Annotated in this window: 23 protein-coding genes and 1 tRNA gene; 7 read left to right on the top strand and 17 right to left on the bottom strand. The window is 61.2% G+C overall.

All coding sequences use genetic code 11. The features are described from left to right. Window position 1: 1 nt before the first annotated feature. Complete coding sequence (gene tlpA / locus HGP12_RS09615; protein ID WP_168840020.1) at window positions 2-667, top strand: thiol:disulfide interchange protein TlpA; 666 nt, start codon at window positions 2-4, stop codon at window positions 665-667. Window positions 668-887: 220 nt separating this feature from the next. Here tlpA and HGP12_RS09610 read toward each other — a convergent pair whose 3' ends face one another. From HGP12_RS09610 to HGP12_RS09585, 6 genes are all read right to left on the bottom strand, one after another. After that, window positions 888-1,766, bottom strand: coding sequence for a 3-hydroxybutyryl-CoA dehydrogenase (locus tag HGP12_RS09610; protein WP_168840021.1), 879 nt, complete (start codon window positions 1,764-1,766; stop codon window positions 888-890). Window positions 1,767-1,914: 148 nt separating this feature from the next. Next, the gene (locus tag HGP12_RS09605) at window positions 1,915-2,844 is read right to left on the bottom strand and encodes an electron transfer flavoprotein subunit alpha/FixB family protein (RefSeq protein ID WP_168840022.1); all 930 of its coding nucleotides are present in this window, start codon (window positions 2,842-2,844) and stop codon (window positions 1,915-1,917) included. Window positions 2,845-2,868: 24 nt separating this feature from the next. Further along, a complete protein-coding gene (locus HGP12_RS09600) occupies window positions 2,869-3,618 on the bottom strand; it encodes an electron transfer flavoprotein subunit beta/FixA family protein (protein WP_168840023.1) in 750 nt (249 codons plus the stop codon). Window positions 3,619-3,812: 194 nt separating this feature from the next. Continuing rightward, window positions 3,813-4,391, bottom strand: a complete 579-nt coding sequence (locus tag HGP12_RS09595; RefSeq protein WP_168840024.1) for a cob(I)yrinic acid a,c-diamide adenosyltransferase — start codon at window positions 4,389-4,391, stop codon at window positions 3,813-3,815. Between the two features lie 13 nt (window positions 4,392-4,404). Beyond that, the gene (locus HGP12_RS09590; RefSeq protein WP_168840025.1) at window positions 4,405-4,608 is read right to left on the bottom strand and encodes a twin transmembrane helix small protein; all 204 of its coding nucleotides are present in this window, start codon (window positions 4,606-4,608) and stop codon (window positions 4,405-4,407) included. Window positions 4,609-4,732: 124 nt separating this feature from the next. Then, the gene (locus tag HGP12_RS09585) at window positions 4,733-5,566 is read right to left on the bottom strand and encodes an SDR family oxidoreductase (RefSeq protein ID WP_168840026.1); all 834 of its coding nucleotides are present in this window, start codon (window positions 5,564-5,566) and stop codon (window positions 4,733-4,735) included. A gap of 112 nt (window positions 5,567-5,678) precedes the next feature. Here HGP12_RS09585 and HGP12_RS09580 point away from each other — a divergent pair, with 112 nt between their 5' ends. Beyond that, entirely contained in the window at window positions 5,679-6,653 is a 975-nt protein-coding gene (locus HGP12_RS09580; RefSeq protein ID WP_168840027.1) for a YihY/virulence factor BrkB family protein, read from the top strand. Here the strand turns inward: HGP12_RS09580 and gluQRS are convergent. Continuing rightward, on the bottom strand, window positions 6,618-7,499 hold the full coding sequence (gluQRS, locus tag HGP12_RS09575; protein WP_168840028.1) for a tRNA glutamyl-Q(34) synthetase GluQRS: 882 nt from the start codon (window positions 7,497-7,499) through the stop codon (window positions 6,618-6,620). The genes HGP12_RS09580 and gluQRS overlap by 36 nt on opposite strands. A gap of 43 nt (window positions 7,500-7,542) precedes the next feature. On the opposite strand from gluQRS, the gene HGP12_RS09570 reads away from it, so the two are divergent. Continuing rightward, window positions 7,543-8,187, top strand: coding sequence for a DNA-3-methyladenine glycosylase family protein (locus HGP12_RS09570; RefSeq protein WP_168840029.1), 645 nt, complete (start codon window positions 7,543-7,545; stop codon window positions 8,185-8,187). Between the two features lie 110 nt (window positions 8,188-8,297). Continuing rightward, window positions 8,298-8,855 carry an HNH endonuclease gene (locus HGP12_RS09565; RefSeq protein ID WP_168840030.1) on the top strand — a complete coding sequence of 186 codons (558 nt, stop codon included), beginning with the start codon at window positions 8,298-8,300 and terminating at the stop codon, window positions 8,853-8,855. 64 nt (window positions 8,856-8,919) lie between these two features. On the opposite strand, the gene HGP12_RS09560 is transcribed toward HGP12_RS09565, so the two are convergent. The 5 genes from HGP12_RS09560 to HGP12_RS09540 all read right to left on the bottom strand — a co-directional run bounded on the left by HGP12_RS09560 (window position 8,920) and on the right by HGP12_RS09540 (window position 12,822). Continuing rightward, the gene (locus HGP12_RS09560; RefSeq protein WP_168840031.1) at window positions 8,920-9,432 is read right to left on the bottom strand and encodes a disulfide bond formation protein B; all 513 of its coding nucleotides are present in this window, start codon (window positions 9,430-9,432) and stop codon (window positions 8,920-8,922) included. An 18-nt stretch (window positions 9,433-9,450) separates the two neighbouring features. Further along, window positions 9,451-10,044, bottom strand: coding sequence for a YqaA family protein (locus HGP12_RS09555; RefSeq protein WP_168840032.1), 594 nt, complete (start codon window positions 10,042-10,044; stop codon window positions 9,451-9,453). Between the two features lie 155 nt (window positions 10,045-10,199). Further along, window positions 10,200-10,547, bottom strand: coding sequence for a hypothetical protein (locus tag HGP12_RS09550; protein WP_246703310.1), 348 nt, complete (start codon window positions 10,545-10,547; stop codon window positions 10,200-10,202). Window positions 10,548-11,288: 741 nt separating this feature from the next. Then, window positions 11,289-11,373: transfer RNA gene (locus HGP12_RS09545), tRNA-Leu, on the bottom strand. Window positions 11,374-11,523: 150 nt separating this feature from the next. Further along, window positions 11,524-12,822: an MFS transporter gene (locus HGP12_RS09540; RefSeq protein WP_168840033.1), complete on the bottom strand. Its 1,299-nt coding sequence runs from the start codon at window positions 12,820-12,822 to the stop codon at window positions 11,524-11,526. Window positions 12,823-13,058: 236 nt separating this feature from the next. Between HGP12_RS09540 and HGP12_RS09535 the strand changes: the two genes are divergently transcribed. Continuing rightward, entirely contained in the window at window positions 13,059-13,646 is a 588-nt protein-coding gene (locus tag HGP12_RS09535) for a TetR/AcrR family transcriptional regulator (RefSeq protein WP_168840034.1), read from the top strand. Between the two features lies 1 nt (window position 13,647). Here the strand turns inward: HGP12_RS09535 and HGP12_RS09530 are convergent, their stop codons facing one another. Both HGP12_RS09530 and HGP12_RS09525 read right to left on the bottom strand, forming a co-directional pair. Continuing rightward, window positions 13,648-14,442 carry a class I SAM-dependent methyltransferase gene (locus HGP12_RS09530; protein ID WP_168840035.1) on the bottom strand — a complete coding sequence of 265 codons (795 nt, stop codon included), beginning with the start codon at window positions 14,440-14,442 and terminating at the stop codon, window positions 13,648-13,650. A 338-nt stretch (window positions 14,443-14,780) separates the two neighbouring features. Continuing rightward, window positions 14,781-15,761, bottom strand: a complete 981-nt coding sequence (locus tag HGP12_RS09525) for an aldo/keto reductase (RefSeq protein ID WP_168840036.1) — start codon at window positions 15,759-15,761, stop codon at window positions 14,781-14,783. A 252-nt stretch (window positions 15,762-16,013) separates the two neighbouring features. Here HGP12_RS09525 and HGP12_RS09520 point away from each other — a divergent pair, with 252 nt between their 5' ends. After that, window positions 16,014-17,654, top strand: coding sequence for an AMP-binding protein (locus HGP12_RS09520; RefSeq protein WP_168840037.1), 1,641 nt, complete (start codon window positions 16,014-16,016; stop codon window positions 17,652-17,654). Here HGP12_RS09520 and HGP12_RS09515 read toward each other — a convergent pair. After that, window positions 17,641-18,912, bottom strand: a complete 1,272-nt coding sequence (locus HGP12_RS09515) for a GNAT family N-acetyltransferase (RefSeq protein ID WP_168840038.1) — start codon at window positions 18,910-18,912, stop codon at window positions 17,641-17,643. The genes HGP12_RS09520 and HGP12_RS09515 overlap by 14 nt on opposite strands. Before the next feature lie 2 nt (window positions 18,913-18,914). Next, entirely contained in the window at window positions 18,915-20,330 is a 1,416-nt protein-coding gene (locus HGP12_RS09510) for a polysaccharide biosynthesis C-terminal domain-containing protein (protein ID WP_168840039.1), read from the bottom strand. A gap of 248 nt (window positions 20,331-20,578) precedes the next feature. On the opposite strand from HGP12_RS09510, the gene HGP12_RS09505 reads away from it, so the two are divergent. Beyond that, window positions 20,579-21,208, top strand: coding sequence for a glutathione S-transferase family protein (locus HGP12_RS09505; protein WP_168840040.1), 630 nt, complete (start codon window positions 20,579-20,581; stop codon window positions 21,206-21,208). A gap of 130 nt (window positions 21,209-21,338) precedes the next feature. Here HGP12_RS09505 and secA read toward each other — a convergent pair whose 3' ends face one another. Then, window positions 21,339-24,059: a preprotein translocase subunit SecA gene (gene secA / locus HGP12_RS09500; RefSeq protein ID WP_168840041.1), complete on the bottom strand. Its 2,721-nt coding sequence runs from the start codon at window positions 24,057-24,059 to the stop codon at window positions 21,339-21,341. Window positions 24,060-24,122 lie beyond the last annotated feature (63 nt).

The raw sequence follows: 24,122 nt of genomic DNA, 5'->3' as shown, positions 1-24,122 counted from the left end.
AATGACAGCAAAGAAGCCGTTCGGTCTGCCGTCCATGAAACTCGTTCTGCTCGCCGCCGTCGCTGGGGTTATTGCCGGCGCGGCAGCGGTATACGTGAAGGAGGCGGGGTATGGCAATGGCGTTGGTGAAACGGCCTCGGCCGATCAATGCGGGTCGGCAAGGGATCGCGCTGCAGCATTGACACCCTTCACCAAGGGCCAGGTCGCCGCCATGAGCGTGCCGCCGGCGCCGATCTCGCTGAAGGATGTCTCCTTCAAGGGCGCCGAGGGCCAGCCGCTGTCGATCGGCAATTTCTCGGGCAAGACGGTGCTGCTGAACGTCTGGGCAACGTGGTGCGTCCCGTGCCGAGAGGAAATGCCGGCGCTGAACGCGCTCGAAAAGAGCGTCGGCAACGACAAGTTCGAGGTGGTTGCCATCAACATCGACACGGGCGACGAGGAAAAAACGAAGGCTTTCCGCGCCGAATATGCCATCGACAAGCTCGGCTACTACCGGGACAACACCATGGGCGTGTTCAATGTACTGAAGAAGCAGGGTCTCGCCTTCGGCCTGCCGGTGACGCTTCTGATCGACGACAAGGGCTGCCTGCTGTCAGCCATGAACGGGCCGGCCGCCTGGGATAGTGATGATGCGAAGAAGCTGGTGAAGGCGGCTGCCGGGATTTGAGTGGTTTGGGTGTTCTATCACCCGCCCTCGCCCTTCGAGGGTCGCTTGCGCACCCACCTCAGGGTGAGGACTAATCTATTGCGTTCGCTGCAACTTCCGCCATTTTCGCCACATCTGTTCAGTGGTCGCCGGGCAATTTCGTTCCGCCCCATGGTGAGGCGCGGAGCCCGAAGGCCGGAGCCTCGAGCCAGGAGGGTCGGCCCCGAGGCTGCCGAGAGGCTTACCGGGTCGGGACCGGCACTTCGCCGCGATAATCGTAGAAGCCGCGACCGGATTTGCGGCCGAGCCAGCCGGCTTCGACGTATTTTACCAAGAGCGGGCAGGGACGATACTTGGAATCGGCGAGCCCGTCATGCAGCACCTGCATGATTGACAGGCAGGTATCGAGGCCGATGAAATCGGCAAGCTGCAGCGGTCCCATCGGATGGTTGGCGCCGAGCCGCATGGCGGTGTCGATGGCATCGACGGTGCCCACGCCTTCATAGAGCGTGTAAATCGCCTCGTTGATCATCGGCAGCAGGATGCGGTTGACGATGAAGGCGGGGAAGTCCTCGGCGACGGTGATCGTCTTTTCCAGCGAGGTGACGTAATCCTTGGCGGTGGAGAAGGTCGATTCGTCGGTGGCGATGCCGCGCACCAGCTCCACCAGCTTCATCACCGGAACCGGGTTCATGAAGTGAATGCCCATGAAGCGTTCGGGACGGTCGGTGGCGGAAGCGAGGCGGGTGATCGACAGCGACGACGTGTTGGTGGCCAGCAGCGCCTCCGGCTTCAGGACGGGACACACCTGCGCATAGATCTTGCGCTTGACGCTTTCGTCTTCCGTGGCGGCTTCGATGGCGAGATCGACCTGAGCAAGATCGTTCAGATCGGAAGAGCCAGTGATGCGCGCAAGAGCTGCCTTGCGTTCCTCGTCGGTCGTCTTGCCGGAGGAGACCTGGCGCGCGAGGTTGCCGTTGATGGTGGCAAGCCCGCTTTCGATGCGATCCTGCGCCAAATCGTAGATATGGACCTTGTAGCCGGCCATGGCGGATACATGGGCGATGCCGCAGCCCATCTGGCCCGCGCCGATAATACCGATCGTCTTCAGCGAACTCATTGCCAACTCCCCGGCGGCGCGCTCTTGGCGGTGCGCTATGCTCTTAACCACAAATTTGCCGGGCGATTTCTAGCCCGGCAAAGATTGATAGACCTATAAGAGACGATTTTCCAGTCTCTCGCAACTGCGAGAAAATCAATCGGCGCGATCACAGCGCCTTTTCGAGTTCCGGCAGCGCTTCGAAGAGGTCAGCGACGAGGCCGTAATCTGCGATCTGGAAGATCGGGGCTTCCTCGTCCTTATTGATCGCGACGATGACCTTACTGTCCTTCATGCCGGCCAGATGCTGGATGGCGCCTGAAATGCCGCAGGCGATATAGAGCTGCGGCGCCACCACCTTGCCGGTCTGCCCCACTTGCCAGTCGTTCGGCGCATAGCCGGCATCGACGGCGGCACGCGATGCGCCGACGGCGGCACCGAGCTTGTCGGCGACGGGAAGGATCACTTCCTTGAACTTCTCCGCCGAGCCGAGTGCACGGCCACCGGAGATGATGATCTTGGCAGAGGTCAGCTCCGGACGATCCGAAGAAGACAGCGCATCACCGACGAAGGAGGACAGCGCCGGATCGGCGGCAGCCGAGACCGTCTCTATCGCAGCCGAACCGCCTTCGGAGGCGGAAGCGAACGAGGCCGTGCGCACGGTGATCACCTTCTTCGCATCGGTCGATTGCACCGTCTGGATGGCATTGCCGGCATAGATCGGCCGCTTGAAGGTGTCGGCCGAGACGACTTCGATGATCTCAGAGACCTGGGCGACATCGAGCAGGGCTGCAACGCGCGGCAGCACGTTCTTGCCGACAGAAGTGGCGGCACCGATGATGGTGTCGTAAGAACCGGCCAGCGATACGATCAGCGCCGAAAGCGGTTCGGCGAGATTGTTGGCAAGGCTTGCGTCCTCGGCCACCAGCACCTTGGAGACGCCGGCAAGCTTGGCAGCCTGCTCAGCGGCAGCTTTTGCACCCGTACCCGCGACGAGCACATGGACGTCGCCGCCAATCTTGGTGGCAGCCGTCAGCGCCTTGGCGGTCTGGTCGGAGAGGTGGGCATTGTCGTGATCAGCCAGAAGAAGAATGGCCATGATGAAGTTCTCCCTTTCCTATCCTCAGAGCACGCCGGCTTCGGTTTTCAGCTTTTCGATCAGCTCGGCAACCGACTTGACCTTGACGCCCGCCTTGCGGCCGCCAGGCTCTTCGGTCTTCAGGACCTTCAGCCGCGGCTCGGTCGACACGCCGAAATCGGCCGGGCTCTTCTTGTCGAGCGGCTTCTTCTTGGCCTTCATGATGTTCGGCAGTGAGGCATAGCGCGGCTCGTTCAAGCGCAGGTCGGTGGTAACCACAGCCGGGAGCTTGACCTCGATCGTCTGCAGGCCGCCATCGACTTCGCGGGTGACCTGTGCCTTGCCGTCGCTCATCTCGATCTTCGAGGCAAAGGTTGCCTGGGCCGTGCCGAGCAAGGCCGCCAGCATCTGGCCGGTCTGGTTCGAATCGTCATCGATCGCCTGCTTGCCGACGATGATCAGGCCCGGCTGTTCGGCTTCCGCGACACCCTTCAGGATCTTCGCCACCGCCAGCGGCTCGACTTGATCGTCTGTCTCGACCAGGATGGCGCGATCCGCGCCCATGGCAAGCGCGGTGCGCAGCGTCTCCTCGGCCTTGGCAGGTCCGATCGATACGACCACGACTTCCTCGGCCTTGCCGGCTTCCTTCAGCCGTAGCGCCTCTTCGACCGAGATCTCGTCGAACGGGTTCATCGACATCTTCACGTTCGATAGCTCAACGCCGGAACCATCCGGCTTCACGCGAATCTTGACGTTGTAGTCAACGACCCGCTTAACGGGAACGAGAATCTTCATGGAATCCTTCCTTCAACATGACCGCCCGAGAACATGCGCTGTTCAGCGCCATTCCATTTGTCGAATGGCGACATGGATACGCGTTTTTCCCCCAATTACAACGCTTCCGGGCCGCCGAGCGACGAATTGCTTTAGAGGCATAAATAACGTTTACGTCAACGTCAATATGGACCTCCGGTGATTGGTTGGCGCCGCTATCGGTTCTTGCCGGGAACCCAGAGCACATCGGCGCGGCCGCGATCATTGGCATGCCGCGCGGCGACGAAGAGAAAGTCGGAAAGGCGATTGACATATTTCAGCGCCGTCGGGCTGACGCGTTCGCCTTGCTCACGCGACAGCGCCACCATGAGGCGCTCGGCACGCCTGGCAATCGTGCGGGCGAGGTGCAGATGGGCGGAGGTGGGGCTGCCGGCCGGCAGAACGAAGGATCTCAACGGCTCGAGATCGGCATTGAGCAGGTCGATATCGCGCTCGAGGCGTTCGACCTGATGGTCGATAATGCGCAGGGGCTCATAGGCGGGCGGTTCGTCGGTTTCAGGCGTGGAAAGATCGGCGCCGAGATCGAAGAGATCATTCTGGATGCGCATCAGCATGGCGTCGAGATCGGGCAGCTCAATAGTATGCAGCCGGGCGACGCCGATGGCGGAATTGGTTTCGTCGACGGTGCCGTAGCTTTCGACGCGCAGGTCGTGCTTCAGCCGCCTCGGGCCGGCGACGAGGCCCGTGGTGCCGTCATCGCCGGTCTTGGTGTAGATCTTGTTGAGCTTGACCATCGTGTTCCTGTCGTCAGGCCGGGCGGCCGCCGCCGGTCAGCCAGAGGGTCAGCATGATCAGAATGACCGCGACTGCCTGCAGCAGAACACGCAATTGCATCAGCCGGTTCGAAAGGTTCGGATTGTCGCCTTTCATCATGTTCCACAGGCCGCGAACGAGAACGATCGCGACAAGCCCCATGACAATGATGGCGGCGATATAGGTAACGGTCGACATGGCTCCTCCATCCTTGTCTTCAGAGCGGTTCAGACTTTCCGGGAATCTCTGAGCCTCTCAGTCTCATCGATTCCCAACGCAATTCCCGAATGGAAAACTGCTGCGCACTTTTCCTGGGATTGCTCTAGTCCAGCCGGCGCATCAGACGATAGAAAAGGTTAGCCGGCAATAGCCTTTTCAAGAGGACGCCCTGCTTGGCGGGCGTCGTTACCAGATAATGTGGGCGCGGATCCCTCACATTCAAAGCCAATTTTAGCACATCATAGACCGCTTCGGGGCCCAATTTATGCTTGTTGATCGGGCCAGAGCCGTCCAGCCGCCTGAGTTGCCTGCGGTATTCCACCGCATGGGCGGACCCCTCAAGGTCGATATGTTCGCGGATCTTGGCGAGCGCATTGGCGGTGAAGCGCGTCGCGATCGGGCCTGGCTCGATGAGGCTCACATGGATGCCGCTGCCCTGCAGTTCCATCCTGAGCGTGATCGTCAGCCCTTCGAGCGCGAATTTCGAGGCTGTGTAGGCGCCGCGGAAGCGATAGGGGACCAGCCCGAGGATGGACGAGCAATTGACGATGCGGCCATGGCCTTGGCTGCGCATCAGCGGCAGGATTTGGCGTGTCAGTTCATGCCAGCCGAAGAAATTCGTCTCGAACTGTTCGCGCAGCACATCGGTCGTGAGGTCCTCGACGGCGCCCGGCTGTCCATAGGCACCATTGTTGAAAAGAGCATCGATGCGGTCGCCCGTGCGCTCCCTAACCGTCACAACCGCAGCGGAAATCGTCTCGGGGCTGCTATAATCGAGAAGAAGTGCTTCGATGCCGTCGGCTGCAAGCGGCGCGAGATCGGCTTCGTTGCGCACGGTCGCGAAAACGCGCCATCCATCATCGCGTAACGCCCGGGCGCAATGCGCGCCGATCCCGGAGGAGCAACCAGTCAGCAGGATGATGCGTTGTTCCGCCATGGAAAGATGATTCCTGTACAAACCGGAACTCGTTTCCCATATTCAGGGACCCGATACAATCGACAACCGGCGGTGTCGGTCGGGTGAAATGCCGACGTCAAGCGGAGATGGAATGCCGACAGCCCTGCGCACGATTTACAAGGTGATCTACGACGCAGTGTTCCATTTCGTCGAGGATGACGGGTTTGCCATGGCAAGCCATGTGGCGCTTTCAACGCTGCTGGCGGTTTTTCCTTTCCTGATCTTCGGCACGGCGCTGGCAAGCTTTCTAGGCGCCAGCCAGTTTTCGTCGACTGCGGTGCATCTGATCTTCGACACCTGGCCGGAGGCGATCGCCAAGCCGCTCGCCGATCAAGTGGTGCAGGTGCTGACCATTCCGCGCGGCGGCCTTTTGACGATCTCCGTGCTTGCCGCCGCCTATTTCGCCTCGAACGGTGTCGAGGCGCTGCGCATATCCCTTAACCGCGCCTATCGCGTCCTCGAAACCCGGCCCTGGTATTTCAATCGCCTCGCCAGTCTCGGCTATGTGCTGATAGCGGTATTGATCTTCGCGATCCTCAGCATCCTGCTCGTCGCCGTGCCGCTGGCGCTGAATTACACCCGGCAATGGCTGCCGCGGCTCGCCGATATTCTCGAGATCGTCTTCAGCTGGCGGATCTACGGGACGATCTTCCTGCTGCTCGCCGGCCTGATGATCCTGCATCTTTGGCTGGCGGCCGGCCACAGGCGGATCTTCGACGTCATTCCCGGCGTGCTGCTGACCTTGGTCTTCTGGTCGATCGGCGCGTTGCTTTTTGCCTATTATCTCTCGACCTTCGCCAATTACACCGCCACCTATGCCGGTCTGGCCTCGGTGATGATCGTGCTGATCTTCCTCTACATGCTGGCGGTGATCTTCATCATGGGGGCGGAGATCAATGCGGCGCTGATGAAGTTCCGCGTGCGGCGGCTGCTGTTCGGCAAGGTGGCGAGCCGCGCTGCCGTCGAGCTGCCGTCGGAAAAGATACGTTCCGAATCAGGGGCCGAACCAAAGGCCGAACCAGGAGCCAAATCAGCGGCCGATGCGGCGGCGAAGCTCCACCGGTGAGAGACCCCGCTGGCGCCATTCGGCAATGCCGGTATCGCCCATGCTCTTGGAAAGCTTTTTGCCATCGTTGCCGAGAAGGAGACGGTGATGGTGATAGAGCGGTTCCGGCAAGGCAAGCAGTCTCTGCAGCAGGCGATGGATCGAGGTGGCGTGGAAGAGATCGAGCCCGCGCACGACATGGGTGATGCCCTGCACGGCGTCGTCGACGACAACGGAAAGATGGTAGCTCGAGGGCGCATCGGAGCGCGACAGCACGACATCGCCCCAGACGGCGGGGTCGGCCGGAATGGTGCCTGTCTCACCGTCACCGCTTTCCTGCCAGTGAAGCGGTCCGCCCGCTGCGGCCAGCGCCTTTTCCATGTCGAGACGCCAGGCGTGCTTCCTGCCCGATGCCAGCAGGCGCTGCCGCTCGGTATCGCCGCGCTCGCGATCGTCGGGCGGATAGAGCGGCGTGCCGTCCGGATCACGCGGCCGGGAACTGCCCTCTGTTTCGAAGGCGGCGACCCGGGCCTTGACCTCGCCGCGCGTCAGGAAGGCGGGATAGACGAGGCCGCGCTCGATAAGCGTCTGCAAGGCCTCCTGATAGGCAGGAAAATGTTCGGACTGCCGGCGCACGGGCTCCTGCCAGCGCAGGCCGAGCCAGGAAAGATCAGCATAAATGGCGGCTTCGAAATCGGGTGTGCAGCGGGTCTGATCTATGTCTTCGATGCGCAGCAGGAAATCGCCGCCGGCTTCCGCCGCCATGTCGTGATTGAGAATGGCCGACAGCGCATGGCCGAGATGCAGGGGGCCGTTGGGGCTCGGGGCGAAACGGAATCTTGGCTTTTGACGGGGAATCTCGATCATGCTTTCTTCTGCCACGAATTTGAACCGGGGACTACGAGACGCCATGCAGATCATTCGCAACGAGCGCGACATCGAACGGGGGCTGGCTGCGCTATTGGAGCACGATCCGCGCCTGCGGCCCGTTGCCGCAGAGGCCGGCACCTTGCCCTTGCGGCTGCGCGAGCCGGGCTTCGAGGGGCTTGCCCATATCATCGTTTCACAGGTCGTCTCGCGCGCCAGCGCCGATGCGATCTGGGGGAAGATGATCGCCGGGATGGGGCAGGTGACCGCTAAGGGCTATGCCGGCCTGGAGCCGGAGACATGGCGAAGCTTCGGTCTGTCGCGAATCAAGCACGAGACGCTGGCGCGCGTGGCTGAGGCCGTTGCCGGCGGCAGCCTCGATCTGCATGCGCTCAGTGCCGAATCACCTGAAATGGCGTTGTCCGAGCTGACTTCGATCAAGGGAATCGGCCCCTGGACGGCTGAAGTTTACCTGATGTTCTGCGGCGGTCACGCAGATGTGTTTCCGGCCGGCGACGTGGCGCTGCAGGCGGCCGTCGGCATGGCTTTCGGCCATGAAGTCAGGCCCTTGGCCAAGGCCGTTGCCCGGGAAGCGGCGGTTTGGGCGCCCTGGCGCTCAGTCGCGGCCCGGCTTTTCTGGGCGTATTATGCCGTGAAAACGCGGCGGGATGCGCTGCCTATAGTTTAATCGGCCATCTCCCGAATTCGCCTCTTTGCACTGAATTTATTGGACTTCACAATCCTGTAACAACCGGCCTAATATACAGGTGCAGATGCCGAATCGATCAGGAGGGTTCCTTGACGATTGCAGTTTCCCCGCAGTCCTTGCCGGCGCTCGTGCTGAACGCCGACTACAGACCGCTGAGTTACTATCCCTTGTCGCTCTGGTCCTGGCAGGACGCGATCAAGGCGGTTTTCCTTGACCGTGTGAACATCATCGCTGAGTATGATCAGTGCGTGTCGTCACCGAGCTTCTCGATGCGGCTGCCGAGTGTCGTATGCCTGAAGACCTATGTGCAGCCGTCCCGCAATCCCGCCTTCACCCGCTTCAACGTCTTCCTGCGAGACCGGTTCGAATGCCAGTATTGCGGCTCCCATGACGACCTGACCTTCGACCACGTCATCCCGCGCGCCCATGGCGGCGAGACGACCTGGGAAAACGTGGTGGCCGCCTGCTCGCCGTGCAACCTGCGCAAGGGCAGCAAGCTGCCGAAGCAGGCCGCCATGTTCCCGGCGCAGAAGCCCTATCAGCCGACCGTGCAGGACCTGCACAACAACGGCCGGCTGTTCCCGCCGAACTACCTGCACGACAGCTGGCTCGACTATCTCTACTGGGATTCGGAACTGCAGCCGTAAGATTGTGTTTCTAGTCGAGCGAGCTTCGCTTTGCCGCTCGCTAGCCTGACGGGCCTCAGTTCAATCAACCCGCCTTCTTGGCACCCACAAAAGCAATTGCCGCCAGGATCACGCTGGCGATCACGTTCCAGCCGGCCATCGACAGGCCGAGGACGCGCAGTGCCGCTTCCGTGCAGGATGGGCCCTTGATGGTGTTCAGCTGGCCGAGCAGGTCGCCAGCATTCTGCGTGACGCTGGCAGCCGAGGTGGAGCAGGTGGTCGGGCCTTCCCAGAAGTGCCATTCGACGCCGGCGTGATAGACGCCGATACCGCCGCCGACCACCATCATCAGGCCGGCGATGATCAGCAGCCCGCGCGTGATCCAGGAGGGCAGGCCGGCGACCGCCGTCAAGACGGCGATAATGGCAACCGGGATGCCGTAATAATAGGGCTGGCGCTGCTCCAGGCAGAGCGCGCAGGGGATATAGCCGCCGATATATTGGGAGCCGAGCGCCGAGCCGATGACGACGATCATGCCGATCGTCAGCAATAGGCCATAGCCGAGGCCGGCGCGGGGGGAAGGCGAAGTCATGGACATGCGTTGAGGGCTCCTTGGTCAGCTCGCCAGGGCAAAATGGAAGATGCCATAGAGGGCGATGAGAATGGCGGCTGCGATCATGGTGATCTGGCCGAGGCGCTTCTCGATGAAATGACGGATGGATTCGCCATAGCGGCGCAGCAGGAAGGCCAGGAAGAAGAAGCGCGCGCCGCGCGCGACGATGGCCGAGACGATGAACAGGCCGAGATCGATATGGGCGACGCCGGAGAGGATCGTCACCACCTTGATCGGCGGCAGATGCGCCAGGCCCGACGTGACCAGCAGCAGGAGCACCCATTCATAGGTGATGCCGGCGCTCATCTGGTTGAAGGCGTCGAGCTTGCCGTAGAATTCGAGGATCGGCTTGGCGAGGGTCTCGAAGGCGTAATAGCCGAGCATCCAGCCGGCGATGCCGCCAAGCACAGAGGCAACCGTTGCCGTCAGCGCATAGCGCCAGGCGCGCTCGGGCTTGGCAAGCGACATCGGCAGGAAAAGCACGTCCGCCGGAACCAGAAAGATGGAGCTCTCGACGAAGGCGATAACGGCCAACCAGATTTCCGCCGATTTGCGGCCGGCAAGCGACATGGTCCAGTCGTAAAGTCTACGAAGCATGAAGGCCCCTTTTTGCTGCGTTGCAAACCTTTAGGGGGCAGGATTATGGCTGTAAATGGTCGGGGAGTGACGGAAGTGGCGGAAAGGCAAAATTTTTCGTGATGGTGTAGGGCTTTCGAAGCTGGGACTTCGCCCGCTGATCAGGTGCCAAGGCTCTAGCTGGTACAGGTCATCACGCCGTCTCTAACGATGTCAGCCCATTTAGTTCCAAGTGTTTCTTTCGCAGAAAGCGCATTTTGACCCCCAGGCTCACCGTTCTTAAACATATATACCGACAGCTTCTGATTATGACGGCCAGCGACGAACATAGGTCCAGGCTGATAGACGGTGTTGGCTTGGTAAAAACCGGTGTTGCCTGAGAAAGTCGCAGTGCCGGTCGTGGAGTAAGATCCCGGCATCTGAACCAGATGTGTCGTGTCCTGCCCCTGCTGACCGACTATTATATAGCGATCATAGCCTGCCTTGATTGTTTCGATCGCCGCTTGTTTTTCGGCGACCTTCATTGCGCCCTCATCTCCGCAAACCGGCGCGGCGCTCGTGCTTATGATTCCTTGTTTTGCGAAACTCGCATCGCACTGGAACGTGCGCAGCCCGCAGCGAGCAGGCAGAGGCCTACCGCGGCAACAATTTTAAACATGTTAATGACCCTCAAACTCTCTCGCGGTAGAGTTGATTGTGGTGCGTCTTAAGTCAACCAACATTTTGGCACTTGCGCATCGGCGCTGAAAATTGCTGAGAGAGCGTTTTTCTTGCAACGCAAGCGCCTATAGCAATTGCTGAGTGTTTGGAGTTTAGAGCTTTTAATGTGATGTAATTTCGTATTGTTTGTCTATCTTGCCCCAAATTCATTATGATTCTGCCGAGCGCCCAGACTGGTTATAGCGGCGTGCGGGACTGGTTTAGAAACCGGCGGTTCCGGAAGGATGCCAGTCTACGTGCGATCATCTACAACGACGTCTTCGAGCAGCATTTCAAACCGAATTTGCCTTCATCACAGGGTGAAGGGAAAGAGCTTTTTTGCGTCCGCACGGCTTTATGCCAGCCTATGAGCCGCTCACTTTCGATGAGTACAAAGGGTGGCTCGGCATGGACTTCGAATAACGCAATCTAGGGTGCGTAGGCATAAGAGCGCGACGCATTTGCTTAAAAGATTGGTAAAAATCGGCCGCCATCGAAAACAAAGATGGGTCCTTAAACTTATATGGAGCTAATATTGCAAAAAAGACAGTAATTTGCCTGTCTGATGGTGCCCCATGCCGGAGTCGAACCAGCACTTCTTTCGAAACTCGATTTTGAGTCGAGCGCGTCTACCAATTCCGCCAATGGGGCAACGGGGTACTGACGAGGCGGCTGTCTAGCATGTGACCGGCGGGGCGCGCAAGCCGGGGGCGGCAGATATTGCGAGTGTTTCCGCAGGGTTGCGGTTTGGCCCATGGCGTCGGTGGACGCCATGGGTTTTTTGCTCTTTTCGGGCTGGCTTTAGTGAGCCATCGCCGGGCCTTTGGTGGCGGAGCCGGACTTTTGCAGCGTGATCGCCAGGATCGCGGCGAGCAGGCAGAAGGCGCCGGCGACGAAGAAGGCGGGCAGGTAGGTGTTGAGCTCCGTGCGGGTGAGGCCGGCGCCATAAGCGGCGGTCGCCGCACCGAGCTGATGGCCGGCGAACACCCATCCGAAGACGAGGCCGGCCTTTTCGCGGCCGAAGCGGTCGGCGGCGATCTTGACGGTCGGCGGCACGGTGGCGATCCAGTCGAGGCCATAGAAGACGGCGAAGATCGACAGGCCGTAGAAGGTGAAGTTGCTGAAGGGCAGGTAGACCAGCGACAGGCCGCGCAGGCCGTAATACCAGAAGAGCAGCCAGCGATTGTCGAAACGGTCGGAGAGCCAGCCGGAGCCGATCGTGCCGAAGAAATCGAAGATGCCCATGACGGCGAGCACGCTGGCGGCCGCTACCGGCACGATGCCGAAATCGCCGCAGAGGGTGACGAAATGGGTCTGGATCAGGCCGTTGGTCGACAGGCCGCAGATGAAGAAGGTGGCAAACAGGATCCAGAAGGTCGAGGTCGTGGATACCTCGCGCAGAATCGACAGGGGCGAGGCGAGCGCGGCCTTCAGGTTCCTGGTGGCCGGCGGCGGCGGCGTGATGTGGATTTCGCCGACCAGCGGCAGGTTGACGTCCGAGGGGCGGTCGCGCATCAGGAGCAGCACGATGAGGGCGGCGACGACGATCATGCCGCAGACGAAGAGCACCGTGGTGCGCCAGCCATAGCGCGTCGTCAGTTCCGCCATCAGCGGCAGGAAGACGAGCTGTCCCGTCGCCGAGCTGGCGGACAGCATGCCGATGACGAGGCCGCGATGCTTGGTGAACCAGCGCGTCGAAACGGTTGCGGCGAGCACCATGGCTGTGAGACCGGTGCCGAAGCCGATGATGACGCCCCAGCACAAGAGCAGCTGCCAGACCTCGGTCATGAACAGCGAGCCGATGAAGCCGACGGTAATGGTCGCCAGCGCGAAGACGATGACCTTGCGCACGCCGAAATGGTTCATGAAGGCGGCGGCAAAGGGACCCATGAGGCCGAACAACAGCAGGCGGACGGCAAGCGCCGAAGAGATGGACGAGGTGCTCCAGCCGAACTCGTCCTCCAGCGGCTTGATGAGCACGCCGGGCGCGCCCATGGCGCCAGCCGTGACCAGCATGGTGAGGAAGGTGGCGCCGACGACGACCCATCCGTAATGGATGTTGCGCCGGGCGAGCGTCGAAGCAAGGGCAGTTGAGACCATGAGGGGCGTTCCAATAGGGTTGCGTGTCTTGGCGTCGGGATCGGGAGAGCTTGAGAAAACGCTCGATCGCGGACGGCCAGGGGTACCGTATCCGCTTCTAGCGCCATGCCGCTCTCTTGGCTTGAACGTTTGTGTAAAGGCATTTACATGATTTCTATCATATTTGTTGCGTATTGATGATGGTCATCATATAAATTGTCAATGCAGATTTATTGATGCTCTGATGGAGTTTTTTGATGAGAGTGAGCCGGGAGAAATTCGCCGAGAATCGCGAGAAGATCCTTGCCGTGGCGGGCGAGCTCTTTCGCGAGAAGGGTTTCGACGGCATCGGCGTCGCCGAGATCATGAAGGCGGCCGGGCTCACCCATGGCGGTTTCTACGGTCATTTCGATTCAAAGGACGAGCTCGCCTGCGAGGCGAGCAAGGCGCTGGTGGCGCGCTCGCTGGAACGCTGGAAGCAAGTGGCGGCAAGTTCGCCCGACCAGCCGCTGGAGGCCCTGCTTGCCCATTATCTCTCGCATCGCAACGTGGTCGGGCACGCGACCGGCTGCGTCTTCGCCGCGCTGACGCAGGAGGTCAGCCGCCATGGCCCTAAGATGCAGTCCACCTTCACCGGAGGGCTGATGGGGCTGGTCGAGGTGCTGGAAGAGATCGTTCCCGGCGAAACGCCGGAGGATCGCCGCCGTAGGGCTTTTGCCAGCCTCTCGGCCATGGTCGGCGCCGTCATCCTGGCGCGGGCGATGGACAATTCCGAACTGTCGCAGGAATTCCTGTCGGCGACCCGGCAGGAGCTGACGCCGCTGCCGGGTGGCGAAAAAAGTTGATCTAGTCCCGGAAGGCAAGCAGACCGTTCGCCTCGACGATTTCCTTGAACTTGCCGTCAGGCGCAACCGCAAGCAGTTCCGCGCGCAGGGCCGCTTCGAAATCGGCTGCCTTATCGCCGAGCGCCTGTGGCGAGCTCGACGACATCGAGAAGATGCGGCCGACGATCTCTTCGATATCCCTCGTATATTCCGAGACGATGCCGATGCGTTCGAGATTGCGGAAGGGGGAGGCGAGCAGCATGGCTTCATGCGGCGCCCATTCCTTGCCCCTGCGTATCTGCCGCTCAGCGCTGCGCTCGGGCGAATAGGTTTCCATCAACGGCTCAAGGATCCCGCGCCAATTCGGTTCCGCCGAGATGCCTTTATCGTGGAAGAGGACGACGGCGCCGCCGGGCTCGATCAGCTTATCGAGCGCTTCGAGGGTTGCGCGCCTGTCCATCCAGTGGAAGGAGCGGCCCATGATGCAGAGGTGCAGCTTACCGATGTCGTCGCCGAGATCATAGGAGGAGCCCTGACGGATGGCAACATCGACGCCGGCCTTCCTCGCGCCGGCCTCGACTTCGACGAGCATTTCCGGCTCCGGATCCATGGCGGTGACGGCCGCGCCCTGCAGCCGCGCAAACGCGATGCCGAGCTGGCCGGGGCCGCAGCCGAGATCCAGCACATGATCGCCGGGCTCCAGGCCGCTGCGCTCGGCAACGCGTTCAATCAGCCTGTCCGGATAGGGGATGCGATAACGCAGGTAATAAGCCGCGGTCGATTGAAAGCGCCGCGCTTCGAAGGGAACTGTGATCATGGATTGCTATCCTCGGGGGTAAGGAACCACGACCTGTTAAGCCTCAACTGTGACGGGTTCGTGAACTTCGCCACGAACCCCTTCTCCCCTCGGGGAGAAGGTGCCGACAGGCGGATGAGGGGGGCTCAAGAGCACGAAAATCCCCACATTCAAATTTGTAAGCCCCCTCATTCGATCCCCTGAGTTTGTCGAAGGGCGGGCCACCTTCCCGAGGGGAGAAGGAGCTTGCGGCACTGTCGAACCCCTCGCCCCGCATATGCGGGGAGAGGGTTGGGGTGAGGGGCCAGGCAGCCACGTGGGGCATCATTGGCCTCGTCTGACCAGTCCCGAATCCTCGATCACTTGAACCCGGCAACCCCGTGCGGGACGTAGGGGCTCTCCAGCGCCTCGATTTCCTCCGGCGTCAATTTGACCTCCAGGGCCGCGACGGCATCGGTGATGTGGCCGGGCTTGGAGGCGCCGACGATCGGCGCGGTGACGGCGCTCTTTTGTAGGATCCAGGCGGTCGCCACCTGCGCGCGCGGGATGCCGCGTGCCTTGGCGACAGTGCCGACGGCGTCGACGATCTTGCGGTCGGCTTCGAGCGCCTGCGTGTAGAGCGTCTTGCCGAATTCGTCGGATTGCGTGCGGGCCGTCGCTTCATCCCAATCGCGGGTCAGGCGGCCGCGGGCGAGCGGGCTCCACGGGATGACGGCGATCTTCTGGTCTTCGCAGAAGGGCAGCATCTCGCGCTCCTCCTCGCGGTAGAGCAGGTTCAGATGGTCCTGCATGCTGACGAACTCGGTCCAGCCGTTGAGGCGGGACGTGTAGATCGCCTTGGCGAATTGCCAGGCATACATGGAGGAGGCGCCGATGTAGCGGGCCTTGCCGGCTTTGACGACATCATGCAGCGCCTCCAGCGTCTCCTCGATCGGCGTCGTATAGTCCCAGCGATGGATCTGGTAGAGATCCACATAATCGGTGCCGAGGCGACGCAGGCTGTTGTCGATCTCGTCGAAGATCGCCTTCCGCGACAGGCCGGCGCCATTCGGGCCGGGGCGCATGCGGTTGAAGACCTTGGTGGCGAGCACGATGTCCTCTCGATGAGAGAAATCCTTGATGGCGCGGCCGACGATCTCCTCCGAGGAGCCGTTGGAATAGGTATTGGCCGTATCGAGGAAGTTGACGCCGGCCTCGATCGCCTGGCGCAGCAGCGGGCGACTATCCTCCTCCTTCAACGACCAGGCATGCGTACCCTTGTTGGGATCGCCATAGGTCATGCAACCCAGGCAGATGCGTGAAACCTCCAGACCAGTCCTGCCAAGCTTTACGTATTCCATCGATATTCTCCGTCCATTCGATTATCCGGCGCAAAAAGGCCCGCCGCCCCGTGGGCGGCGGAAAGCGTGCGTCACCAAATTAATCCGGCGGCCAGGTTGCCGCCGATCGGTGGGTCAGTTCGTGAAGAGCTTCGAAGTATTCTTCAATAAATAAGGCAAATCGTTTGGCAGGGAAGACGGCAATCTCAAATGTTTCCTTGAACCCTGCGGGCGACAGGTGTTAGCTGCACCGCACCATTTTTGGAATTCTGCATGAAATTGCCCCCGCGTGATACTTATGATGCCCTCTATTGTGACTTTCGTTGGGAGATTCCGGCGAAATTCAACATAGGACATGCTGTTTGCGATGCATTGGCCGAGCGCGAGCCCGATCGGGTCTGCCTCCAGCATTTCAATCCTGACGGCAATCACTTTTCCATGACCTATGGTGAGTTGCGCGATCGGTCCGCCTCCTTCGCCAATGCGCTTGCCGCGCTTGGCGTGCAGCGGGGAGATCGGGTGGCGCTGCTGTTGCCGCAGAGCTTCGAGACGGTCGTGGCGCATGTGGCAATCTACAAGATAGGTGCGATCGCCCTGCCGCTGGCTTTGCTGTTCGGTGCCGAGGCGCTGGAATACCGGCTGAAGGCGTCGGGTGCATCGGCAATCGTGACCAACCGGTTCGGCCTCGAGCGGCTGCGTCCGATCAGGGACCGGCTGCCCGAACTCGCGCAAGTGATCAGTATCGACGGCGCCGAGGAGGGCGTTGCCGGCTTTGCCGAAGTGGTCGCGGCGCATCCGCCTTTGTTCGAGGTGGCGGGAACCGGCCCGGATGATCCGGCCTTGATGATCTTCACCTCGGGCACGACCGGGCCGCCCAAGGGTGCGTTGCATGGCCACCGCGTGTTGCCGGGGCATATCCCAGGCATGCAGTTCGCCCATGAGGGCTTTCCAAAAGCCGGTGATCGGCTGTGGACACCATCGGACTGGGCTTGGGCCGGCGGCCTTCTGAATGCGTTGCTGCCGAGCCTGATGCTCGGCGTTCCCGTCGTTTCCTCGCCGGCGCAGAAGTTCGATCCGCACATGGCCTTCCGCATCATGGCCGAAATGGATGTGCGCAATGCCTTCATTCCGCCGACGGCGCTGCGGCTTTTGAAAGCCGTCGAAAATCCGCGGGCGCGGTATGATCTCAAGCTGCGCACCATCGGCTCGGCGGGCGAGGCGCTCGGCCGCGAAACCTTCGAATGGGCGCGCTCCGCGCTTGGTGTCAGCGTCAATGAATTCTTCGGCCAGACGGAGTGCAATTTCGTGCTCTCTTCTAGCGAGGCCTTCGGTGTCAGCCAGGCCGGAGCGACCGGCAAGCCCGTGCCCGGCCATCGTGTCGCGATCGTCGATGCCGACGGCATCGAAGTTCCGGTCGGGGAGAGCGGGCAGATCGCGATCAGGCGGCCCGATCCGGTGATGTTTCTCGGCTACTGGCAGAACGACAAGGCGACGGAGGCGAAATTCGCCAATGACTGGCTGCTGACCGGCGATATCGGCCGGCGGGATGCGGATGGCTATATTTCCTTCGTCGGGCGCGACGATGACGTCATCACCTCGTCGGGTTATCGTATCGGCCCGAGCGAGATCGAGGACTGCCTCGGCGGCCATCCGGCCGTGCAGCTTGCCGCGGCGGTGGGAAAGCCGGATGCGGTCAGGACGGAAATCGTCAAGGCCTACGTCGTTCTTGTGCCCGGCCGCGAGCCGAGCGAAGCATTGGCGGCTGAAATCCGCGAATGGGTGAAGACCCGGCTTTCCATGCATGAATATCCGCGCGAGATCGAATTCGTCGATGCGCTGCCACTGACGACGTCAGGCAAGGTGATCCGCCGCCTGCTGCGCGATCGGGCGATGGCTGAAGTTAGCGCTTCGTAAGCGACAGGATCTTTTCGCGCAGCAGCTTCGCCATGTTGCGGGTGCTGCGGTACATATGCAGTTGCGCGGTCACCTGGCGGACATCGCGGTCGCCATTCGGCGTCAGGCCGACGATCAGCGTGCCCATGTCTTCGCGCTCGTGCCAGAAGCGGCTCATGACCGGATGGTCTGACACGGCGCAGGAATCGGAGCGCACGACGTTGGCGTCGTCGAGATGCCATTCCGTCAGTTCGCCCATCAGCAGCTTGCCCGGCGAAAAGCGGGCATAGGCCTCGTCATAGGCGGTTTTCCACGTGTAGGCTTCGCCACCCATCATCAGCACGATCATCGAGGCGATGGCCTTGCCGTCGAGGTCGATGGTGTGGATGCGCACCGCGTCGATGGCTGCGAGATTGGAGATCGCTTCGCGGGCGAAGGCGGCATGATGGCGATCGGTGACGAGAGCCGACCGCTTCTTGCCCTTCCAGCCGCTCGCTTCGATCGCCAGGAATTCTTCCATGCGCACGTGCACGTCTGCCGGCTGGCGCGCGACGTTGTAGCTGACCTCGCCCTGATTTTCCAATAGCCGCCATTGCCGGCGCATTTCGCGCAAATGCGCGTTGGAGATCGTCCGCTTGAGATAGGCGAGCGCATCGTCGTTGCTCTCAAGCATTGGGCGCTGGAAAGGATTGGCAACCGCTATCGGCAGGTTGCGGCCGATAGCGATGACTTTCGCCATCTGAACCAAGCGGCCGTTCAGGCGCACATCCGGCAGCACGAGCGTCGTCGGCAGACGCAGTTCCTGCCGAGAGAACGCTTCGAAAAGATTATCGAGCGTCTCGCCGGCATCCTCGGCATCGAGCAGCGGCGTGCCGAGCGGGCCGAAGGAATTCGACCAGACGCGGATGATGGAGGGGCCGATCGCAAAGCCCGGCTTGTCCACGGTAAAAGGCATCAGCAGGCGGATGCGGCTGCGCGTGCTGCTGTTGTCGCGCATCAGCGCCAGGCGCACCTGCCGGTCCTCCAGCCGCGGCATGGCGGGTGCCAGGAAGCGGCCGGAAAAGAAGATGTTCGGCTCCATGGCGCGGTTGGACAGGAAGTCCAGCTCGTCCTGCAGCTCATAGCCGAGCTTGCCGGGGTAGAGGCAGAGTTCGCGGCCGGCGCGACCGATCTCGACCCGGGCTTCCGCCTTCGGCGTTTCGAAGTGCAGTGCCGCGAGCGTGTGCGTCAGGGCATTCACTTGGCTGTCGGTGCTTTGGGTATAGGGAGGACGTGCCATGATCAGAGAGCCCTCGTTGCCGGTGGCGTTGCGGGGCGCCGGATAAGGGCGAACAGGGTGATGCCGAGCGCGTGGCGGACCGCGATGTGCAGAAGCAGGGCCTCGATCGCCATGGCCGCGGTGCCGGCAATGGCTGCCCCTTCGATGCCGAGATGCGGGATGAGAATGACGTTCAGGCCGATATTGGCAACGAGCGCGGCTGCGTAGAGGTAGACGCAGAGCATCTGCTTGTCCGCCATGGTCAGGAGCACTTCGGCTGGACCGACCAATGCCCTCGCGAGGATGCCGGCAAGCAGGATCGCCATGACGATCTGACCGTCGGTGAAGGCGGCGCCGAAGAGTGACAGCAGGAATTGGCCCGCGGCCAGGACCACAAGACCGACGGCAAGCGCGGGAAAGAAGGTCCAACGCGTTGCATCGGCGGCGAAGGCGGCAAGCTTGCTTCGGTCACCTTCCGCCAGGATGGCGGCAAAGCGCGGGCCGATCGCGGCCTTGACGGCGAAATAGACGAAGTGAACCAGCGCCATGGTTTTGGCGGCGGCAAAATAGACGGCGACCTGATCCGGATCGAGGAAGATCCCGACCACCACGACGTCGGAATTGGTGAGGAGGTAACCTACGCCTTCGACAAGAAAGATCGGAAAGGCGACGGCGAACCACGCGTTGAATTCCATGGCTTTCGGCCCGCCGGGATAATGGCGGCGCAGACGGAGGGTCACGACCAGATATTGCAGCAGGACGCTGGTAAAGGCGCCGGCCAGGGCTGCCGTCATGGCCGTGACCGCATCGCGCGGCGCTCCGGCAAGGACGGCGCCGACCATGAAAAGCAATATCAGCGTCGGACGGATCAGGAAGGTCGGGCTCAGAGCCATGATCGGCCAGTGCTTGGCACGCGCCGTCCCGTCGAGAACATCGCCCAGCGCGATCATCGGCACGGCGATGAGCCCGAGGAAGATCGGCAGGACGTAATAATGTTCGATCATGCCGCGGAAGGCATAGATCAGCAATGCGCCGATCAGCGCCAGCGTGCCCGAGACGGCGACCACGAACAGGCGCGCCGCGGTGTTCAGGCCGCGAACGGCATCGTGGTTGCCGCCGGCATCGTACTGCGGCAGGAAGCGGATGATGGCGGTGGGGAAGCCGAGACAGGCAAGATTGCCGAAAAGGATCATCAGCACCCAGACGAAGACGAAGACGCCGTATTCAAACCGGCCCATCAGGCGGGCAAGGATGATCTGCGACAGGAAGGCGAGGGCGGCACCCGCGATGCGGATCGTGAAGGCGATCAGCGCCATGCGCTGAGAAACGGCCTTTTCGTCCTGACCGGCAAACAGAGCAGCGAGTTTGCGCAGATACGGCGATAGCGCGGTCCGCAATGCGGACGGCAACATTCTCTCCGCTGTTTGAAAGACCGCCATGATCGATACGCAATACTTTAAGTATGATCCCAACCTCGCGGCAGTCTTGGCAGAGGAGGATTAAGAAACGGTTCTTTCGGCATGCAAAAATCATCCGTAGGCTGCGAAGAATTGTCCGCTCAGGGAATTCGAGGCAACCTTGGGGTGCGGCAGGCCTCATGGTCGTGATACCGCACTCCCGCTGCGGGAAACGGGTGGCGGACATTCGGGCGACATGTAGAATCGATCGCGTGCCAATGGAGGATCCCATGCTCACGCTCTACGATTATCTGCCGTCGCAGAATGGCTGGAAGGCCAGGGTACTGTTCGGGCTGCTTGATATCCCGTACCAGACCCGACTGGTGTCGATTTTCGAAGGCGAGGGGCGTACGAATGCCTTTCTCGCTCTCAATCCCGCAGGCGGCATTCCCGTTCTCGAACTGGAGGATGGGCGCACGATCGCGGAATCGAACGCGATCCTCACCTATGTCGCCGAAGGCACGCGATTTCTTCCGGCGGACCGCTATCAGCGCGCCAAGGTCATGCAGTGGCTGTTCTTCGAGCAATATCACGTCGAGCCGGTCATCGGCACGCTGCGCTTCTGGACCTTGACGGGGCGGCTCGAGCTCAATGCCGTCATGGCGGAAGCCAAACGCGCCGGCAGCCTTCGTGCGCTTGCGGCGCTGGAGCGCGGACTGAAGACCACGCCATTTCTCACCGGCGAGGAGTTTTCGATCGCGGATATAGCGGTCTATGCCTATGCCCATCGGGCCGCGGATTGTGGCTTCGATCTTGCCGATTATCCCGCGTTCACCGCTTGGCTCGATCGGGTACTTGATGTGATCGGCCCCGGTTATCCGATCCATCTCTACGATGAAGATCCGCATTCCGCCATCTGAGCACGATGGCCTGCCTCGCCGCTTCCAGTCGTCAGGTCGCCCATCGGCTTGGCGCGCGATCCGTGATCGTTGCAAAACAAAAATGCCGCCAAACGGGCGGCATTTTGTCGTTGTTGTCAGCCGATGAGGTTCAGACTACTTCGCTGCTTTCGAAGGCGCCGTGGCAGTGCTTGTACTTCTTGCCGGAGCCGCAGGGGCATGCCTCGTTGCGGCCGACGCGGCCCCAGGTCGCCGGATTGCGCGGATCGCGATTTTCCGGCGCTACGGAGCTTTCGCTTGCGAGAGCGAACGGCGAGAATTCGTCCTCGCCGGTCGTCGCGTCGATATGACGGGCCTGCATCGGCGGCGTTTCCAGCTCGGCCGGCTGCTGCACGAGTTCGACGCGAGAGAGCTGGGCTGTCACGGCTTGGCGCAGATTGTTCAACAGTGCCTGGAACAGCTCGAAAGCCTCGGCCTTGTATTCCTGCAGCGGATCGCGCTGGGCGTAGCCGCGGAAACCGATGACCGAACGCAGGTGGTCGAGATTGACGATGTGCTCGCGCCAGAGATTGTCCAGCGTCTGCAGTACGATGGAGCGCTCGACATAGGTCGTGATTTCGGGGCCGAAGCGCTCGGCTTTTTCGGCCGCGGCCTTTTCGACCGCTTCCGTCAGGCGGGCGCGGATATCGTCTTCGGCAATGCCCTCTTCCTTGACCCAGTCATGGATCGGCATGTCGAGGTCGAAGAAGTTGGCGACAGCCGTCTTCAGGCCGTCGGCATCCCACCGTTCCGCGTAGGCGCGCTCGGGGATATGTCTTGAAACGAGGTCCTCGATGACGTCATGGCGCATATCGCCGACGAATTCGGAGAGGTCGTTTGATTCCATCAGCTCGACGCGCTGGTCAAAGATCACCTTGCGCTGATCATTCAGCACGTCGTCATATTTCAGAACGTTCTTACGGATGTCGAAGTTGCGGGCTTCGACCTTCTTCTGCGCCCGTTCCACTGCCTTGTTGATCCAGGGATGGACGATAGCTTCGCCTTCCTTGAGACCCAGTTTCTGCAGCATGCCGTCCATGCGGTCGGAGCCGAAGATGCGCATCAGATCGTCCTGAAGCGACAGGTAGAATTTCGAGCGGCCGGGGTCGCCCTGACGGCCGGAACGGCCGCGAAGCTGATTGTCGATACGGCGGCTTTCATGGCGCTCGGATGCAATGACGTAGAGACCGCCGGCAGCGATGGATCGCTGCTTCAGTTCCTTGATCTCCTCGGCGATGCGGGCAATGGCGGCGTCGCGCTCCGGGCCGTGTTCCATTTCGTGCAGGTCGCGCTCCACCCGCATTTCGAGGTTGCCGCCAAGCTGAATGTCGGTGCCGCGGCCGGCCATATTCGTGGCGATCGTCACCGCGCCGGGAACGCCGGCCTGCGCGACGATATAGGCTTCCTGCTCATGGTAGCGGGCGTTCAGAACCTGGAAGTTGTTGAAGCCCTGCTTGCGCATGAGATCGGCAAGGAGTTCCGATTTCTCGATGGAGGTCGTGCCGACCAGCACCGGCTGGTCGCGCTTATGAGCCTCGAGAATCTCAGCGATGATTGCCTTGTATTTCTCTTCATGCGTACGATAGACCTCATCGTCCTCGTCGATACGCTGAATCGGCAGGTTGGTCGGCACTTCGATCACGTCGAGGCCGTAGATGTTTCCGAATTCTTCCGCTTCCGTCGCCGCCGTACCGGTCATGCCGGCAAGCTTATCGTACATGCGGAAATAGTTCTGGAAGGTAATCTGCGCCAGGGTCTGGTTTTCCGGCTGGATCTGTACGTGTTCCTTGGCTTCCAGGGCCTGATGCTGGCCGTCGGAATAGCGGCGGCCCGGCATCATGCGGCCGGTGAATTCGTCGATGATGACGACTTCGCCGTTGCGGACGATATAGTCCTTGTCGCGCTGGAACAGCTTGTGCGCCTTGAGCGCGTTGTTGATGTGGTGGACGATCGCGACGTTTTCGATGTCGTAGAGCGATTCGCCCTTCAACAGGCCGGCTTCGCGCAGCATGTTTTCCAGCTTCTCGGTGCCCTCTTCGGAGAAGTTGGCCGAGCGCTGCTTTTCATCGATCTCGTAATCGTCCTTCGAAAGGCGCGGGATGAAGGCGTCGATCGTTATGTAAAGATCGGAGCGGTCGTCGAGCGGGCCTGAAATGATCAGCGGCGTGCGCGCTTCGTCGACGAGGATCGAGTCCACTTCGTCGACGATCGCGAAGCTATGGCCGCGCTGCACCATCTGGGCGCGTTCATACTTCATATTGTCGCGCAGATAGTCGAAGCCGAGCTCGTTGTTGGTGGCGTAGGTGATGTCGCAGGCATAGGCATTATGGCGCTCTTCGTCCGACAGGCCGTGGATGATGACACCCGTGGTCAGGCCGAGGAAGCTGTAGAGACGACCCATGGTGCCGCTGTCGCGCTGCGCCAGATAGTCGTTGACCGTGACGACGTGCACGCCCTTGCCAGCCAGCGCGTTCAGATAGACCGGCAATGTCGCGACGAGGGTTTTGCCTTCACCGGTCTTCATTTCGGCGATGGCGTTGGAATGAAGGATCATGCCGCCGACCAGCTGCACGTCAAAAGGTCGCATGCCGAGAACGCGGCGCGACGCTTCGCGGGCAACGGCGAAGGCGGGCACAAGAAGATCGTCGAGCTTCTTGCCGTCTGCGAGCTGCTGGCGGAACTCAACCGTCTTGGCGGCCAGAGCTTCATCGGACAGCGCGCGCATCTGTTGCTCGAGCTCATTGATTGCGGCTACTTGCGGCTGGAACGATTTGACCCTGCGGTCGTTGGACGAGCCGAACAACTTGCGGGCAATTCCACCTAGGCTGACCATGTGACTGGTCCTTTCTGAAATTTCATCCCGCCGTTTCCTGCTTTCTCCAATCCCGAAAAAAAC

This window comes from Rhizobium sp. P28RR-XV (assembly GCF_012641385.1).
Lineage (GTDB): Bacteria > Pseudomonadota > Alphaproteobacteria > Rhizobiales > Rhizobiaceae > Rhizobium.
This window is presented reverse-complemented; position numbering and strand designations above follow the sequence as displayed.

Coding starts and splice junctions, on each gene's coding strand:
- tlpA (WP_168840020.1), top strand. CDS start 2: ATGACAGCAAAGAAGCCGTTCGGTCTGCCGTCCATGAAACTCGTTCTG.
- HGP12_RS09610 (WP_168840021.1), bottom strand. CDS start 1,766: ATGAGTTCGCTGAAGACGATCGGTATTATCGGCGCGGGCCAGATGGGC.
- HGP12_RS09605 (WP_168840022.1), bottom strand. CDS start 2,844: ATGGCCATTCTTCTTCTGGCTGATCACGACAATGCCCACCTCTCCGAC.
- HGP12_RS09600 (WP_168840023.1), bottom strand. CDS start 3,618: ATGAAGATTCTCGTTCCCGTTAAGCGGGTCGTTGACTACAACGTCAAG.
- HGP12_RS09595 (WP_168840024.1), bottom strand. CDS start 4,391: ATGGTCAAGCTCAACAAGATCTACACCAAGACCGGCGATGACGGCACC.
- HGP12_RS09590 (WP_168840025.1), bottom strand. CDS start 4,608: ATGTCGACCGTTACCTATATCGCCGCCATCATTGTCATGGGGCTTGTC.
- HGP12_RS09585 (WP_168840026.1), bottom strand. CDS start 5,566: ATGGCGGAACAACGCATCATCCTGCTGACTGGTTGCTCCTCCGGGATC.
- HGP12_RS09580 (WP_168840027.1), top strand. CDS start 5,679: ATGCCGACAGCCCTGCGCACGATTTACAAGGTGATCTACGACGCAGTG.
- gluQRS (WP_168840028.1), bottom strand. CDS start 7,499: ATGATCGAGATTCCCCGTCAAAAGCCAAGATTCCGTTTCGCCCCGAGC.
- HGP12_RS09570 (WP_168840029.1), top strand. CDS start 7,543: ATGCAGATCATTCGCAACGAGCGCGACATCGAACGGGGGCTGGCTGCG.
- HGP12_RS09560 (WP_168840031.1), bottom strand. CDS start 9,432: ATGTCCATGACTTCGCCTTCCCCCCGCGCCGGCCTCGGCTATGGCCTA.
- HGP12_RS09555 (WP_168840032.1), bottom strand. CDS start 10,044: ATGCTTCGTAGACTTTACGACTGGACCATGTCGCTTGCCGGCCGCAAA.
- HGP12_RS09550 (WP_246703310.1), bottom strand. CDS start 10,547: ATGAAGGTCGCCGAAAAACAAGCGGCGATCGAAACAATCAAGGCAGGC.
- HGP12_RS09540 (WP_168840033.1), bottom strand. CDS start 12,822: ATGGTCTCAACTGCCCTTGCTTCGACGCTCGCCCGGCGCAACATCCAT.
- HGP12_RS09535 (WP_168840034.1), top strand. CDS start 13,059: ATGAGAGTGAGCCGGGAGAAATTCGCCGAGAATCGCGAGAAGATCCTT.
- HGP12_RS09530 (WP_168840035.1), bottom strand. CDS start 14,442: ATGATCACAGTTCCCTTCGAAGCGCGGCGCTTTCAATCGACCGCGGCT.
- HGP12_RS09525 (WP_168840036.1), bottom strand. CDS start 15,761: ATGGAATACGTAAAGCTTGGCAGGACTGGTCTGGAGGTTTCACGCATC.
- HGP12_RS09520 (WP_168840037.1), top strand. CDS start 16,014: ATGAAATTGCCCCCGCGTGATACTTATGATGCCCTCTATTGTGACTTT.
- HGP12_RS09515 (WP_168840038.1), bottom strand. CDS start 18,912: ATGGCACGTCCTCCCTATACCCAAAGCACCGACAGCCAAGTGAATGCC.
- HGP12_RS09510 (WP_168840039.1), bottom strand. CDS start 20,330: ATGGCGGTCTTTCAAACAGCGGAGAGAATGTTGCCGTCCGCATTGCGG.
- HGP12_RS09505 (WP_168840040.1), top strand. CDS start 20,579: ATGCTCACGCTCTACGATTATCTGCCGTCGCAGAATGGCTGGAAGGCC.
- secA (WP_168840041.1), bottom strand. CDS start 24,059: ATGGTCAGCCTAGGTGGAATTGCCCGCAAGTTGTTCGGCTCGTCCAAC.